We start from the raw sequence: 16,429 nt of genomic DNA on the forward strand, positions 1-16,429 counted from the left end.
TTAATCGTTACAACCGGTTTAGCTGGATTAACTGGTGCAACTTCTTTAGTTGGATCAACCGGTTTAGCTGGATTAACTGGATTAATCGTTACAACTGGTTTAGCTGGATTAACTGCCTTAACTGGTACAACTGGTTTAGTTGGATTAACTGGCTTAACAGCTACAACTGGTTTGGTTGGAATCTCTACTTTATTAGCCTTCAGTTTTACAGTCGTCTCTTTTAGAGCATTGATTGCTGCATTAATTTCTTCTTGACTAGCTTCTGAATTTTCTAAAAGTAGCTTAGCTTTGCTGAAAATAAGATTATATGCATCCTTCTCCTCTTTGCTAGCTGTCAAAAATCTTGGATCTTTGTCTTGGAACTTCACTTCATCCACGATAACATTTTTTAGGCTCATGAAATCTGTTTCTTTCCCATTTAGCTGTTCTTGTGCTTTCAAGAAAGTGGTCAATAGACGATCGATTTCATCTTGAGTTATCAAATCTTTTGTAATTAATAATGCTAAGAGTTTAAATTCACGATCATATTGACCTTTGCGTTCTTGATCAGAATTTATATATTTACCTTTTTTAACTGTCTCAGCATATGCTTTAATGGCATTCTTCAATGATGTGATATCAGATTCCTTACCATCTAATGTTTGCATAGCAGACTCTAAAGCCTTAACAATTTGGTCAATTTTATCTTGGTTAAGTTTACTTCCCAATGCTAGTTGGGCATCTTTGACACTTTGGTCAAACATCTCTTTTAAATTCTGTTTTGTATTATAATATCTTGGAGTTTTAACTACTTCCATTTGTTTATTTAAAGCTGCAATCAAGGCTAACTTAGAAACAACTGAAAGTGACAAAACATTATTTTGACCAAACAGAACTTTAAATGGTTGAAGATTATCAAGTAATTCATAACCGTTTGACAGATTTACAAGAACCTTATATTCACCAGGAACCACTTTCTTACCATAAGAATTTTTACCATATGTTTCAGCTGGCAAGACTTGACTCTGACCGTCTTCACCTACCAAAGTAATCGTTGTAGTTCCAGGAACAGCTTGATTAAAGCCAACCGTTACTGGGGCATATTTCATTTTGTTAGCCAAGAAGGTAATAGTTTGAAAACTATTTTCTTTCGTTAAATCAAATTCCTTAGATAAGGCACTCACAAATTTCAACTCTGTACGGTCATAGCTAAAAATTTCTGCAACATAATGTCCAAATTTCAAGAAATTAATATCTTTTGATTTATCAACAGTTACATATTGACCTTCACTATTTTTAATGCGATAAACATAAGTCGTATCAATCTCACTCTTTGTTTTATTATTTAATATAGCAATTTTTACACGGCCACTATTTTCTTCACCTACAAGATCTTTTAGAGATATAAAGTCTACATTTCCCGCAAAGTCTTCCACATAATAGAAGATTTGCGATTTATCAATGTTCTTAGGAAGTGTATAACTACCATCTTCATTTTGTTTGATAATTTGATACTGTTCGATTTCTGAATCTGTCGATTCTCTATTTTCAGAAGGACGAATATAAAAGACTTTTTCTAAAAGAATTCCCCCATTTCCTACATCCTGAGGTTTACGAGCTATAAATTGTTCTTGATCTTTTTGAGAACGAATATATCCCGAAGTAATCAGAGGTTTTTGTGTATCGATTTGAATTTTAAATGTTGTGTATTGTTCTTCAGCTCCAGGGACATCTGGCTTATAACTAATAACATAGTCATAAATTCCATCAGAGACTCGATTTCCGTTAGAATCTTTTCCTCCCCAAGCTGTTTTATCTAGAACGTAACTTCTTGGATTTCTAGTATCGCCATCAAAATAATTTTTTACAAGGTCTGTTGGACGACTTTTCCAAATAGGGTTACTATGTGTTGTATCTGAAGAATCATAAACTGTTGCACGAAGATTTACCAAGTTTCTATAAACAAGAGTTTTAAATTGAACAGAATCTTTATTACCATCATCGTTTGGTGAGATAGCAAGGCGGATGTTCCCCTTTTCATCTAATTGAAGATGGTATTTTCCTTCGGCATCTTGTTTCACTCCGAGTACAGTCACTCGATTTCCTTGACGCTCTGCTTTTAAAACATTTAAATCATTTTCAGAACTTGTTAAATAAGTTGCATCGTCCGAAGGTGAAATTGCTGGATTATCTTTATCAATTTTAGAGTAAAATCCACTTTTTCCTTCCTGAATCAAATTATAAATTGGTTTTTCTATTGCAGGTAGATTTTGGAATTCTCCCTTAAATCCCATAAATGGTAAACCAATAATAGAACCATCATCTGCAGGATTGACAAATCTAACAAATCCTTCTAGAAAATAACCATTTGGCATTATTTTACTAAGTTCTTCAGTAAACTTACTTGTATCTACTCTAACTGTTACCGTCTTCGTACTATGAGCTTTCACAGTTACTTCAGGCCAGACTGTTTCAGTTAGTTTTCGTGGACGGAGAGTGAATTTCCCTTCGTTAACTTCATCCGTATTTGTATTTACAAGCATCTTCAATGTTTGGTCTTTGTCCGAAATATTATGAATTGTAACTTCAAAGGTAAATTTATCACCAACATTGCCAAGAGTAACACTTGGATAGTTATTTGTACCTGTTACAAATAGATTTGTGCTGGTTGCTGCCATCGTGTCAACTACACCGGCACCTTGCTGACGTGGAGAAGTATAGGCTCCAGTTTGTTTATTAAAATGTGGTTTTGCAGTAGACATAATTAAAGCTTTTACAATCTCTGAAATTTGACTAGCTGATAATTCAGGGTGTTTCTTTGCTAAATATTCTTTGACTAATGCTGCGACACCAGCTATATGAGGAGCCGCCATACTTGTTCCACTGATACTTCCATAACTATTGTCATTAAATGATGAATAGATATTTCCACCAGGTGCAGTAACATCTGGTTTCAATTGTCCATCTGTTGTAACTCCCCAACTTGAAAAATCTGATAATTGGTCTGCAACATCTGATTTACGATTATCCATCTTATGATTAAAGACAATTTTATACTGACCAGATTTAAGAATTTCACCATAATGTTTTGAAATAAAGACAGATGGGATTTTCTTAGCATCACCTGTAACAGACATACTAACATTTGCACCTTCAACGTTATTATAAATTAAAACTCCAGCTGCACCGTGTTGAAGAGCATTTTTAATCTTATCAGAGAAATGGATTTTACCACGTTGAATCAGTGCTAACTTGCCTCTTACATCAATATTAGCAAAATCTTCTTCACGACCAATACCCGCTGCTACATATTCGTATTCTTTCCCTTTTTCAAAATCTTTTTCTGCTTCAGGTCTATTAAAATCAAACTTACCATAATCAAGTTTAGTATCATTTTCTAAACCTTTTACTTCAAAGACTTCAGTAGTTAGAATTTTATTATTAATAGAAGCAACAGAAATTGAATCTTCTACTGTAGAGGGATTTCCAACCAGTCCGTAATCAGGATTTTCTGCTAATGGTTGTGAAAAACCTCTACCGAAACTATTGCTATTACCAGCAGCAATAACAACAGATACTCCTTTAGCGCGTGCTCTTTTTACTGCTTCAATAATATCTGAACCTGCATCTACCGTTGAACCCGCACCTGCACCCAAACTCATATTGATCACATCTGCACCTAACGCAACTGCGTCATCAATGGCTTTTACATAAAAGGCAGATGCTGTAGTTTTATCTCTGTCTGAAAAAACTCTCATAAACATTATTTGAGCTTCTGGTGCAACTCCATATACCTTCTCAGAATTCGGAGCTTTATTAACTGGATTTCCAGCTACAATACCAGTAACGTGCATTCCATGAGACTCTTTTTCAGCCTCTTTTATATTATCTGTTCCATCAAAGTAATCATAAGCATATACTACCTTGTCACTGTACCATTTCCCATAGTCAATACCAGCAGCCTTTTTAGCTTTTTCGATATCATTCTGATTTTTAAATTTCGCCTTTGACGGATCAGAAATACGCAGAACTTCATGATTCAAATCAAGGCCTGAATCTATAACAGCGACTACAGTTCCTTGCCCTTTGTGTCCTGCTTCCCATGTTTTAGGGACAGTAATCATTTCATTACTGGAGATACTATTTGGCTTTTCTTTATGCCCACTTTGAGATAACGACTGTAATTGTGAACTTTCGGAAGAAGAACTGCTTTTTACTGCTGATTCTTCCTTCTTCTCTTCACTTTTTATAGCAGTCTTTTCTTTCTGTGTGATTACATTCTTGTCTGACTTATTATCTCTATATTCTATAGAATCATCTTGTTTTAATGACTCTGTCACTTCTGTTTTTTCCTTTGAAGGAGAATCTAGAGCATTCTTGTCAGCCGTGACTGGCGGTGCGAGCTTATTTGAATCATCTAATTTATTAATTGTTACTGCATGTGTAACTTGATTGGATGTTTCAATTTTTCCCTCATCGGCACTAACCTGTGCGAAAGTAAATCCGAATACAAAGACCGATAGCAGAAAAATCGTTGCTATTTGGTACTTTTGATGACAAAAATCTTTGCAATCTCCCATAAAATCACTCCTTTTTATTTAAATTAAAAGTATTATATACTAAATTATCAGAAAATTCTATCAAAAAAATATTTTGTAACAAAATTGTAATATTAATCATATCATACGATTTAAACATAAAAAATTAGCCTTGAGTGATACAAGACTAAATTTCTTTATTGAAAAATTACTTGCTATTTAATTGGTCATTCAGCAAAAATCTTACTGATCACGATTATAGAATAGTTCATGTGATTTTAATCGTGAATTAAGCATTTCTGGAACTGTGACAAAGTCATAACCTTGCCCTTTCAAGTAGTCAATAACCTTCGGTAGAGCATTTACAGTCTCAGCATGGATATCATGCATGAGAATAATAGAACCATTCTTGACTTCACGCTGAATTTCTGTCAAAATAGATGCTTCATTTTTACTCTTCCAGTCCAGACTATCCACATTCCACATAATAAAGCTCAAATCTAAGCTATTGCGAATATCGTCTGTAATGGCTCCATAAGGAGGACGCATGAGCTTAGAACTAGAACCCAACACTTTAGTTAGTGCAGCCTCAGTATCAGTTATTTGTTTTTTGGCTTCATCAAGCGAAAGTTTTGAAAGAACTGGATGGCTCCAACTATGGTTTCCAATGACATGACCATCCGATTTCATGCGTTTCAAAATCTCTTCATTACCAGCAACATTCTTACCTAAAACAAAGAAAGTAGCCTTAATTCCATACTTAGAAAGAGTATCTAATGCTTGAGTTGTCGTTGTAGGATTTGGTCCATCATCAAAAGTCAAGGCTACTACTTTACGATTTTTCTTCTCCAAATAAGCTTTATAAAGTTCCGCATCCTTATCTAGCAAATATGAGGACTGAATAAGCTCAAAGAAACTAGATACTGGCAAGGCAATCTCATCTAGATTTTCAACTTCCTGACTTGGATAAAGAATAATTTGGCTATCCTTATAATCAAAGTTCCATGCAGACAGGTCTTGGGCAGACAAGCCTTTAACTATCTGATCAATTTTGTCTTGTTCTAATTTCTTATCCTGTAAGAAAGAAGTCAGTTCTTTTATCAGTTTTTCTTTAGCCTTACTAGCATCTGAAAATAATTGATCAAGTGTAAAAAGTTTGCCATCTTCTGTCAAATGGACTTTTGCCAGACTAGTTTTTTCAGTCTCTTCAACTTTTGACCAAGTTAAATCATAGACTTGTTTCATCACACTTCGGTTAACAATCCCTTTTAAAGTCGAATCCTGTTTCTCTGTATAATAAAAAACCAGATTTTCCTTATCTTCTAAATTTTCCTTAATATCCTGCACTATGATTCCTTTTACAGACGAAATCACTTGCTCCCCTTGGAGAGGATAATAGGTAATCACTTCGGCTTGTCCTTTACGAAAATGATCCTTCTGATTTCCCTCACTCAATTGATCATCTTTCTCTTTTTTAAGCGATTCAATCTTTTGTTCAAAGTTTTGTTTTGAAAATACCTTGTAGCCAATCATCGATCCAAGAACACAAATACTTACTGAAAAGATAGCTACTAGGGCTATTAAACCGATTCTCTTTTTATCGTATTCAACACGATTTGCTCTACTTTTATCCATAAGACCATCATATCAAATTCAGGCTATAATTTCAATGATTTTAGAGAAAACAGTATATTAAAAAGAGAGGAAGTTCCCCTCTTAAAATTTTATTTGACTGCTTCTTTCAAAGCATCTACCTTGTCCAAACGTTCCCATGGAAGATCAATATCTGTACGCCCCATGTGTCCATAAGCCGCTGTTTGACGGTAAATTGGACGCTTGAGATCCAGCATTTGGATAATTCCTGCAGGGCGAAGGTCAAAGATTTGACGAGCCGCTTTTTCAAGTTTGCTTTCAGCTACTGTTCCTGTACCAAAGGTATCGATACGGACAGAAACAGGCTGGGCAACACCAATAGCGTAAGCCAATTGTACTTCCGCCTTCTTAGCAAGACCCGCTGCAACAATATTCTTGGCAATATAACGAGCTGCATATGAGGCAGAACGGTCCACCTTAGTCGCATCTTTACCAGAGAAGGCACCACCACCGTGACGAGAGTAGCCACCATAGGTATCCACGATAATCTTACGACCAGTCAAGCCTGAGTCTCCTTGAGGCCCACCGATTACAAAGCGACCAGTTGGATTGATAAAGAATTTTGTTTGCTCATCCAAGTAAGAGGCTGGAATAACCTCTTTGATAACCTTGTTAATGACATCATTGTGAATTTGTTCGTTGCTGACTTCTGGATCGTGCTGAGTTGAAATAACAACTGTTTCCACACGTACGGGACGGTCATTTTCATCATACTCAACCGTAACTTGTGATTTAGCATCTGGGCGAAGATAGCTAATTTCCCCAGACTTACGAAGTTCTGCCAGACGACGAACCAATTTATGACTGAGTGAAATTGGTAAAGGCATGAGCTCTTCTGTTTCATCCACTGCAAATCCAAACATGAGCCCTTGGTCACCAGCTCCAATTAAGTCCAATGGATCTTGATCTGCATTTCCACGAACCTCCAAGGCTTCGTTAACACCTTGGGCGATATCCGGTGACTGCTCAACAAGTGACGGATGGACTCCCACCGTCTCAGCAGAAAAACCATATTCTGTATTGGTGTAGCCAATCTCTGCAATGGTATCACGAACCACACGGTTAATATCCACATAGGCATTTGTAGATATTTCACCAAAAATATGGACGGAACCAGTATATACAGCTGTCTCAGCAGCAACGTGCGCATCTGGATCCTTAGCTAAAATAGCATCCAAAATCGCATCTGAAATTTGGTCTGCAATCTTATCTGGATGCCCCTCAGATACAGATTCAGACGTGAATAATTTACGTTCTGACATAAAAATGTCCCCCCTTAAAAATAGTGTTATAGAGTTACAAAGTACTAGTAGGTATTTCCATTATCTTAGAGTTACAACACGAAAGAAATAAAAACGATACTTTTTTATTTCTGAAGCTAGTCAGGTGCATAGGGTAACCGCATTATTGCGACAACCGTAGAATGACGAACGACTTTGGAGCCGTCAGTATTTGCGAATTGAGACTCAAAAGAAAAAATAGAAATTTCTACCATCTTATCGGGACTATATAACGTTACCATTATACCATTTTTAAGCGCAATTTGCAGTCTTTAATGTAGTGTTTCTGTTTAGATAGTTCGTTCTCATAAATAAAAAGGTTGGAGCTCATCACTCCAACAATTACCTTAAAATGTTTGGCGTTTTGCTTTACGCTCTGCACGACCACGAGCGCGATTTTCAGCACGCTTGGTTTTACGACGTTTTTCATCAACCGCCCATTGAATTTTTTTCTTATAACCTGGTTTAACTTTTTTCTTTTTCTTTTTAACCAAACCAATCATTTCGATATCAAGCTTATCTTGCTTTTTCTCACGGTTGGCACGACGATCACGGTCATAAGTATCTTGAAATTCCCCGTCTTTGATCATCTTAGGAGTAAACTTGATTCCCAATTTCTCCAATTCACGGATATCCGAGTCATCACTTGGCTGATAAAGGGTAATAGCTGTACCTGGTAAGCCATTTCGTCCAGTACGACCAACACGGTGAACAAAGAAGGACAAATCTTGCGGAATGGCATCATTGATAACATGACTGACACCTTCAATGTCAATTCCACGCGCTGCCAAATCTGTTGCGACAATATACTCAAAATCCAGATTTTTTACCTGATTCATGATTCGCTTGCGTTCACGAGGGGCAATATCCCCATGGATTTTTGCCACCTTCAAGCCTTGAGCAGTCAGATATGAATGCAATTCATCAGCACGCGTTTTAGTGTTAACAAAAATCATTGCTAAATAAGGTTGCATCAACTGAGTCAACTGGTAAATTTGAGCATTCTTATCTCGGCCCTTGGTCGAAATCAACCAATTATCAATGGTATCAGAAATGACCGTTTTGGTCTTGATTTTCTCCATAACAGGATTTGACAAGTATTTTTTCAAAAATGGCTGCAACTTTTGTGGAATAGTTGCTGAGAAGACCATGAATTGCAGGTCTTTTGGAAAGCTGCCAGCAATCTTATCAACGGTTTCCAAGAATCCCATATCCAAGGTCATATCTGCCTCATCGACCACAAAGGTCTTGGCCTTGTGAATAGCTAGATCACCAGATTTAACCAAGTCGTAGATACGGCCTGGTGTTCCGATAACAATATGAGGCTGATTACTTGCCAATTTCTCAATTTGGCGAGCCTTATCCGTACCACCCACATAATTAACCACACGAACTTCGACATCTGAGTGGGCAGCAATCTGACGGGCCGCTTGGTAAATTTGAGTAGCCAACTCACGGCTTGGTGCAGTAATGACTGCTTGCACACTATCACTAGCTTCATCTAACTGCTGGAAAATCGGTAACAAGAAAGTATGAGTCTTACCTGAACCTGTTTTTGATTCACCGACTAGATCACGACCTGCCAAAACAATAGGAATCAACTTGTCTTGCACCTCTGTTGGAGTTGTAAATTTCAACTCCTCCAAGGCTTCACTAATATATTTTTTAAATTGAAATTTCGTAAATGACATAATATCCTCGATTCTATCTATCTTATCAATTATACCATATTTTATTCCATTACAGTAGTCTCACTTATTTAGGCTATTTCCAGTAGCTTTTCTAGTCAGAAAAAGGCTGGAATTTTATAATCCCAACCTCTTTTCATGCTCAATGAAAATCAAAGAGCAAACTAGGAAACTAGCCGCAGGTTGCTCAAAACACTGTTTTGAGGTTGCAGATAGAACTGACGAAGTCAGTAACATCTATACGGCAAGGCGACGTTGACGTAGTTTGAAGAGATTTTCGAAGAGTATCAGTCATTATTTCCAGTTTAAAGTAGCATTCAAGCCATAGTGATCACTAACTTGCGGATTCTTATTTCCATCAAATACGACATGTAAATTTTCCACCTCTAACTCTTTGGTAGTAAACACATAGTCGATTCGAAGGGGTTCAGTGTTCCCCTTCCAGCCATCAATTTCTGGTGGAACAGTATAGCTACCACTTTTCTCTTGAGCAACTTCAAATGCGTCTTGTAACCCTAATGAACAAGCTAAAATAGCTTGGTAGCCTTCCTGACCTGCTGGATTGTTAAAATCTCCAGCTAGTAAAAGTGGCTTGTTCAATTCTTTCAAGACAGCCTCAAATCGTGCCCATTCTTCTTGGAAACCTTTATCCCACCAAGAAAGGTGGACACTGGCAACTGCAAGTTCCTTACCATCGACTACAGTTTCAGCCAGGGCAACACGGCGAGTATGATAGTCTGTTGGATCATCCACATCTGAAACCAAAATTTCTCTGACTTCAATAGGTGTTTTAGACAAAATAGCCACACCTTCATGGTAACGGTCATAACCAATATGGTTATAAGCCCAAGTCCAATAGTAATTCTTCCCTTGCTCTGACAACTTTTCAACCAAGAGTCTAACATAGTGGTCTTGATGAATAGGCTCAGCTGCTGGCAAAGCTTGATAAAGGTCATTCACCTCCACCTCTAGCGAAGTGATCTCCTGATTGATTTCTTGAAAACAAATCAAATCATAGTCCTTTTCAAGAATATCCTCATGCAAGATCTGGAATTTTTCCTCAGCTTCTTTTTCCATCCAGCTGTGAGTATTGAGTGTTAAAAATTTCATGCTTTTCTCCTAAAACAAGAGGTTGGAAAACAGCTTCCAACCTCAAGTATATTACAATTCTACTTTAGCAACTGCTGTTTTAGCTGCAAGAGAACCTGTTTGTTCTAATTTAACTGATTTAATAGCTTCAGCATTTGTGAAGACAACCACTGTAGAAGTTTCACGACCTGCTGCACGGATAGCATCCAAGTCAGCTGTGACAAGAAGATCACCTGCTGCAACTTTTTGTCCTTCAGCTACATGAACTGTAAATGGTTTTCCTTCAAGACTTACTGTGTCCAAACCAATGTGAACAAGTACTTCAAGACCTGCTTCAGTCACAAGACCAAGAGCATGTTTTGTAGGGAAGATGCTTGATACAGTACCTGAAACTGGAGATACAATGTTTCCATTTGCAGGTTCTACAGCAAATCCATCACCCATCATTTTTTGAGCAAATACTGGATCTTTTACTTGTTCCAAAGCAATAACTTGACCATCAGCTACTGAGTATACTTCCTCAGTAAGACCTTTGAATTGAACAGTGTTTTGTTGCGCTTCTGTCATTTGACTTGGAAGAGTTTCAGGAATGACTTCACCTGAATCAAGGATATCTTGGATATCAGATTTCAATACGTCTGCTTTTGGACCGTAGATAGCTTGAACTCCTTGTCCTTTCATGACAAGACCCATAGCTCCTTCTGCTTTCCATTGTTCTGCATCACCGACTTTGTCAGCGTCTTTAACAGTTACACGAAGACGAGTCATACATGCATCAACATCAACGATGTTTGCACGTCCACCAAGAAGGTTGATAATGTTTACAGCTTGAGAACCTGCTGCAACTTTCACTTCACTGCTAGCTTCTTCTGAACCTTCAGCAGTCTCGTAGTTTCCGTTACGTCCTGGAGTTGCGTAGTTAAATTTTTGAATCATGAAGTTTGCGATAAAGTACATGATTACAGCAAAGAGAACAGTTACCCAAACGAAGTTAACGATATCCATACCGATACCAGCACTAATCGCAATAGGTGTACGAGTCAAGAACTCGATTGAACCGAATGAGTGCATACGTAGGTTCACAACGTCAGCCATAGCGAAGGCAGCACCTTGAACAAGTGAGTAAACAAGATACATAGGTGTTGCGATGAACATAAACATGTATTCGATTGGTTCAGTAACCCCTGTCAAGAATGTTGCAAGAGCTGTCGCAATCATCATACCTTTGTATTTGTGTTTCTTATCAGCATCAACATTACGGTAGATAGCCACAATCACACCCATCAAGATACCGAATGAACCGATCATTTGTCCAACTTTGAAACGAGCTGGGTGAACAGTATCTAACAAGTGTTGATATTGAGTAGCATCAGTACCTTTAAGGTTTACAAGGTCTGTTACCCATGCAAGCCAAAGTGGGTCTTGACCAAATACTTGGCTACCTTTTGCTGCACCAGTTAAGACCTCATAAGTACCACCAAGAGCTGTGTAGTTCATTGGGATAGTCAACATGTGGTGAAGACCAAATGGCAAGAGCAAACGTTCCAATGTACCATACAAGAATGGTGCAAGGATTGGAGCAGTTTCTTGTGAGTTAGCAATCCAGATACCAAAGCTATTGATACCTGTTTGCACTACTGGCCAGAAAGCTGAAAGTACAATTGCAGCAATTACTGAACGAAGAATAACTACAAACGGTACAAAACGTTTTCCGTTAAAGAATGAAAGTGCATCAGGAAGCTTACGGAAGTTATAGTATTTATTGTAAGCAGTTGCTCCAATAAAACCTGAGATAATCCCTACGAACACACCCATGTTAAGTGCTGGTGCTTCCATAACACTAATGAAGTAATCAGCAACCTTGATTGAGCCACCAAAGAGAGTTGTTACCATAGCTTCTGGATTTTTCAACATATCTCCTGATACGCCAAAGATTGTACCAGTGATACGATTGATTAGGATAAAGGCAAGACCTGCCGCAAACGCACCACCAGCGCGTTCCTTAGCCCAGCTTCCTCCAATAGCGAGGGCAAACAAGATATGAAGGTTAACGATGACTCCCCAACCGATTTGCTCTAGTACACCACCAGTAATAACGAGTGGGGCAAAGTTAGGGTTAATCATCACAAGCGACTTACCGATTGAAATCATCAAACCAGCAGCCGGCATAACGGCGATAACCACCATCAAAGCCTTACCGAATTTTTGCCAAAATTCGAAAGACAAGACATTTTTGAATGTATCTTTCATCATTCAAATCTCCTTTATTTTATTTAGGCAAACGTTTTACGAAAACGTTTGCACTTAGCTATGTATTCATTATACCACTTTAATTTTTTTTGTAAAGGCTTTTATTAAAAAAATTAAGAAAAAAAGAAAGTTTTTACACTTCCTTCTTTATATTTGTATCATTGTGATAATATTATGAACATGTGCTATCAAACCTTTAAGAAACGTCGCATTGAAATTCCTGATCCAATTGAACCAATAAAAATTCCAATAACAAACAATAAGGCAATCATCAGTGGACTGAATACTTCTGGTGAAATCATAGAAAGGTTTTGACCTACTAATGACTTATTAACCGATTGGTAAACCATTTGATAAACAACTAATACTAAAACCGATGGAAGGGTTGCTCCAAGTAATCCGATGAAAGCTCCCTCAAGTAGGAATGGTCCTCTGATATAGCTATTCTTAGCACCAACCAAGCGCATAATTTGAATTTCTCGACTGCGGGAAATAATGGTAATACGAATGGTATTAGAAATCAAGAAGACTGCTATGAAAATCAAGAGGCCCGCAATAACTAGTCCCCAGACACGAATAAATGAGGCCAACTTAAACAAACGTTCTGTATTAGCACCACCATCTTGAACTTCTGATACACCTTCAATTTTCTTAGCCTCTTCGGCTACAGTTTTTACATCACTTGGTGTATTTGTATCAACGATATAGGCATCATATAGAGGATTGGCGTCACCATCAAAGATTTTCCAATTGTCCCCCATTGTCTCAGTTAATTTTTCGTATTGTTCTTCTTTACTTGAAAAAGTAACACTCTTAACTGTAGACATCCCCTTCAAGGAATTATATACCTTGTGGTAGTCATTATTTGTAACAGTTTGACCTTCTTTTTCAATAGTTTCACTATTATCGGCTACGTCCTTACGAATGTATACCATTACTCGGACATTATTTTCAATATCTGTAGCTAGTTTCGCTGTATTGAAAATAACAGAAGCAAATATTGCCACCAAGGTCAACGTAATCATGACTGAGCTGACAGCAGCTACTGTCATCCAGCCATTTCGTTTCAAACTTTTTAGCGATTCAAATAAATGGCGAAAAAATCTACTAATCATCGTATCCGTACTCTCCTTTTGATTCGTCACGAACAACACGGCCATTTTCAATGGCAATGACACGGTGGCGCAAGGTATTTACAATCTGGCTATTATGAGTCGCCATCAAAATAGTTGTCCCTTGTAGGTTAATCCGTTCCAAGAGATTCATGATTTCCCATGAATTATCAGGATCCAAGTTTCCTGTTGGCTCATCGGCTATCAATACTTTTGGATTGTTTACAATAGCACGCGCAATCGCAATCCGCTGTTGCTCCCCACCTGAAAGCTCATTTGGGAAAGAACGAACCTTGTGCTTCAATCCAACCAAGTCCAAAACTTCCATCACCCTTTTTTTGATATTACGGCGATTTTCCCCGATTACTTCCATAGCGTATGCAATATTCTCATAAACAGTTTTCTTTGGCAAGAGTTTATAATCCTGAAAAACAACCCCAACACTACGACGTAGAAGAGGGACATCTTTCTTCTTAATCTTAACCAGATTAAAACCAGCAACTGATAGACTTCCTTTATCGATTTTTACTTCACGATATAGAGAACGAATAAAAGTTGACTTCCCTGCTCCCGAAGGTCCTACGATGTAAGCAAATTCTCCTGGTTGAACACTGACCGAAACACCGCGTAGGGCAGTCGTTCCGTTGTCGTATTTTTTTACGACATCTCTCATTTCAATGATTGACATGTGAGTTCCTTTCTATCTTAGCTAATTCGCCACTTGAGATAGGCATCGATAAAACCATCTAGGTCTCCATCCATAACCTTATCTACTTGTGCAACTTCAAAGCTAGTTCGATGATCTTTTACCATAGTATAAGGAGTGAAGACATAAGAACGGATTTGACTTCCCCATGTGATTTCCTTTTTCTCACCCTTGAGGGAATCAACTTCCGCAGCTTTCTTTTCTTGCTCCATTTGATAGAGCTTAGCCTGCAACATCTTCATGGCACGATCTCTATTTCCATATTGGGTACGATCGACCGTTGACTGGACGACAGTTCCAGTTGGAATGTGTGTTAAACGTACACCAGTTGAAACCTTATTAACGTTCTGTCCACCAGCACCACCTGAACGGAAGGTATCCATCTTGATATCATCTTCACGGATTTCCACTTCAATAGTATCATCCAGCTCAGGCATCACTTCTACAGATGTGAAAGAGGTGTGGCGACGTTTGGCAGAGTCAAATGGTGAAATACGAACCAAACGGTGAACACCCATTTCTGACTTGAGAAGACCATAGGCATTAGGGCCTTCAAATGATAAGGTTACCGACTTAATACCAGCTTCATCTCCTGCTTGGTAATCCAAGACTTCTACTTTAAATCCTTTAGCATTTCCATAGCGAGTGTACATACGAAGTAGCATATCACTCCAGTCTTGAGCTTCTGTACCACCAGATCCTGGATGGATTTCCAAAATGGCATTATTATGGTCATAAGGTTCTGACAAGAGAAGTGTCATCTCATAGCTGGTCATCATCTTATCCAGTTCGGCTAACTGTGTTACCAGTTCTTCTTGAACCGACTCGTCTTCTGCTAAGAAGTCCAATAAAATTTCGACTTCATCCTGCAACTCTTCCATCTTATGGAAGGTATTGTAGGTGTTTTTTAATTCATTCAATTCTTGCGACGTTTTTTGGGCCGCGATATTATCGTTCCAAAAATCAGGTTCTGTCATCTTGTTTTCCAAGATGGCAATCTCTTCCTCTAGACTCTCGAGGTCAAAGAGACCCCCTGAAAGAAGCTAATTTTTCACGATTTGCGTCAATTTTTTGACGGATTACTGAAATGTCCATAAATACTCCTTTTTTGTATTTTTTTATTATACCATATTCTCTCATTTCTTTCCATCTTTTGCTCTACTCCCCTTTTCATGGAAAAAGAAGCTGGGCAAAAACCCACTTCTAACTATCAAAAAAACGAGCATTTTCGTAGTTAAAGATGCTCGTTTTATTATGTCAGTGTTTATAATTAAAATAACAACAAAACAATTAGAAAGCCATGACAATGTATAAAGATTGTAACACAAATCAGTTAATACTCAATTATATTCAAAAAGCAACCTTGTCCATTGTCTGCTGACAGTGGACTTTAAAACACTTTTTTCGAGTCCTTGAATAACTTCTTGAAGTTTATCAATGACGGCTTCCAATGTTTGGAAATCTTTATTTTTAAAACCTCGTTTTCGAATTTCTTTCCAGACTTGTTCAATAGGGGTTATTTCTGGTGTATAAGGTGGAATAAAAGCTAACTCAACATTACTTGGAATCTCTAAGGTACTTGATTTATGCCATATAGCATTATCCATGACAAGTAAAATATAGTTATCTGGATAAGCTTGTGAGACTTGCCGTAGAAATTCATTCGTCCACTCAGTATTGCATCCTCCGGCAATGAGGAAAAAGGAATCTCCTGTCTGAGCATCTACTGCCCCATAACAATAGCGATATTCTCGTATATAATGACTAGGAATGCTAGGTCGAATTCCTTGAGGAGCCCAACAAGAACTCATCTTACTGATTCTCCCGAAACCAGCTTCATCTTGGTACATCAATCGTACTTTGTTATAAGTCCCCTTCTCTTTGAAGCGCTTACTCAAGGTCTCGAATGTAGATTTTATTTTTAGACGTCTCAATTGTCTGAGCGTCTGCCTTCTTAGGATGTTCAGGTCGAGGGGTGACTGTTCGCCAACCATGGCGTTTCAAGAGATAATAAAAACCATCACGTGTAGAAGTGCGACCAATCTCTTTTTGATAGGCTTCAAATAACTGATTGACAGTTACAAATTCCCCAGCCTGAGCAGCTTCTATATGGCGTTTTAGAAATGCTTTCTCT

At 37.9% G+C, this 16,429-nt stretch carries 9 protein-coding genes and 1 pseudogene; all 10 read right to left on the reverse strand.

Going from position 1 to position 16,429, the window contains the following annotated elements; translation table 11 throughout:
• On the reverse strand, window positions 1-4,559 hold a 4,559-nt coding region (locus tag CJ239_RS06580), incomplete at its 3' end, for a S8 family serine peptidase (protein ID WP_102210966.1).
• A 201-nt stretch (window positions 4,560-4,760) separates the two neighbouring features.
• Window positions 4,761-6,152, reverse strand: coding sequence for a peptidoglycan-N-acetylglucosamine deacetylase PgdA (gene pgdA, locus CJ239_RS06585; RefSeq protein WP_102210967.1), 1,392 nt, complete (start codon window positions 6,150-6,152; stop codon window positions 4,761-4,763).
• 89 nt (window positions 6,153-6,241) lie between these two features.
• Complete coding sequence (gene metK, locus CJ239_RS06590) at window positions 6,242-7,432, reverse strand: methionine adenosyltransferase (protein ID WP_102210968.1); 1,191 nt, start codon at window positions 7,430-7,432, stop codon at window positions 6,242-6,244.
• Between the two features lie 365 nt (window positions 7,433-7,797).
• On the reverse strand, window positions 7,798-9,141 hold the full coding sequence (locus CJ239_RS06600; RefSeq protein ID WP_102210969.1) for a DEAD/DEAH box helicase: 1,344 nt from the start codon (window positions 9,139-9,141) through the stop codon (window positions 7,798-7,800).
• Between the two features lie 291 nt (window positions 9,142-9,432).
• Window positions 9,433-10,248: an endonuclease/exonuclease/phosphatase family protein gene (locus tag CJ239_RS06605; protein WP_102210970.1), complete on the reverse strand. Its 816-nt coding sequence runs from the start codon at window positions 10,246-10,248 to the stop codon at window positions 9,433-9,435.
• Window positions 10,249-10,299: 51 nt separating this feature from the next.
• A complete protein-coding gene (locus CJ239_RS06610; RefSeq protein ID WP_102210971.1) occupies window positions 10,300-12,480 on the reverse strand; it encodes a PTS transporter subunit IIBC in 2,181 nt (726 codons plus the stop codon).
• Between the two features lie 185 nt (window positions 12,481-12,665).
• Window positions 12,666-13,592: a permease-like cell division protein FtsX gene (gene ftsX, locus CJ239_RS06615; RefSeq protein ID WP_102210972.1), complete on the reverse strand. Its 927-nt coding sequence runs from the start codon at window positions 13,590-13,592 to the stop codon at window positions 12,666-12,668.
• A complete protein-coding gene (gene ftsE, locus CJ239_RS06620; protein ID WP_000022265.1) occupies window positions 13,585-14,277 on the reverse strand; it encodes a cell division ATP-binding protein FtsE in 693 nt (230 codons plus the stop codon). Before ftsE ends, ftsX begins: the two co-directional genes overlap by 8 nt.
• A 17-nt stretch (window positions 14,278-14,294) precedes the next feature.
• Window positions 14,295-15,390 (reverse strand): peptide chain release factor 2 gene (gene prfB, locus CJ239_RS06625; RefSeq protein WP_102210973.1). Its coding sequence is split into 2 segments (ribosomal slippage): window positions 14,295-15,317 and window positions 15,319-15,390, totalling 1,095 coding nucleotides; the frame shifts between segments, so codons are not numbered across the junction.
• 245 nt (window positions 15,391-15,635) lie between these two features.
• A pseudogene (locus tag CJ239_RS06630) lies at window positions 15,636-16,429 on the reverse strand (IS630 family transposase); the annotation flags it as partial.

The organism is Streptococcus sp. UMB0029, assembly GCF_002871495.1.
Taxonomy (GTDB): Bacteria; Bacillota; Bacilli; order Lactobacillales; family Streptococcaceae; genus Streptococcus.

What these genes read in the sequence shown, in the direction of transcription:
- pgdA (WP_102210967.1), bottom strand. Translation starts at nt 6,152, where the DNA reads ATGGATAAAAGTAGAGCAAATCGTGTTGAATACGATAAAAAGAGAATC.
- metK (WP_102210968.1), bottom strand. Translation starts at nt 7,432, where the DNA reads ATGTCAGAACGTAAATTATTCACGTCTGAATCTGTATCTGAGGGGCAT.
- CJ239_RS06600 (WP_102210969.1), bottom strand. Translation starts at nt 9,141, where the DNA reads ATGTCATTTACGAAATTTCAATTTAAAAAATATATTAGTGAAGCCTTG.
- CJ239_RS06605 (WP_102210970.1), bottom strand. Translation starts at nt 10,248, where the DNA reads ATGAAATTTTTAACACTCAATACTCACAGCTGGATGGAAAAAGAAGCT.
- CJ239_RS06610 (WP_102210971.1), bottom strand. Translation starts at nt 12,480, where the DNA reads ATGATGAAAGATACATTCAAAAATGTCTTGTCTTTCGAATTTTGGCAA.
- ftsX (WP_102210972.1), bottom strand. Translation starts at nt 13,592, where the DNA reads ATGATTAGTAGATTTTTTCGCCATTTATTTGAATCGCTAAAAAGTTTG.
- ftsE (WP_000022265.1), bottom strand. Translation starts at nt 14,277, where the DNA reads ATGTCAATCATTGAAATGAGAGATGTCGTAAAAAAATACGACAACGGA.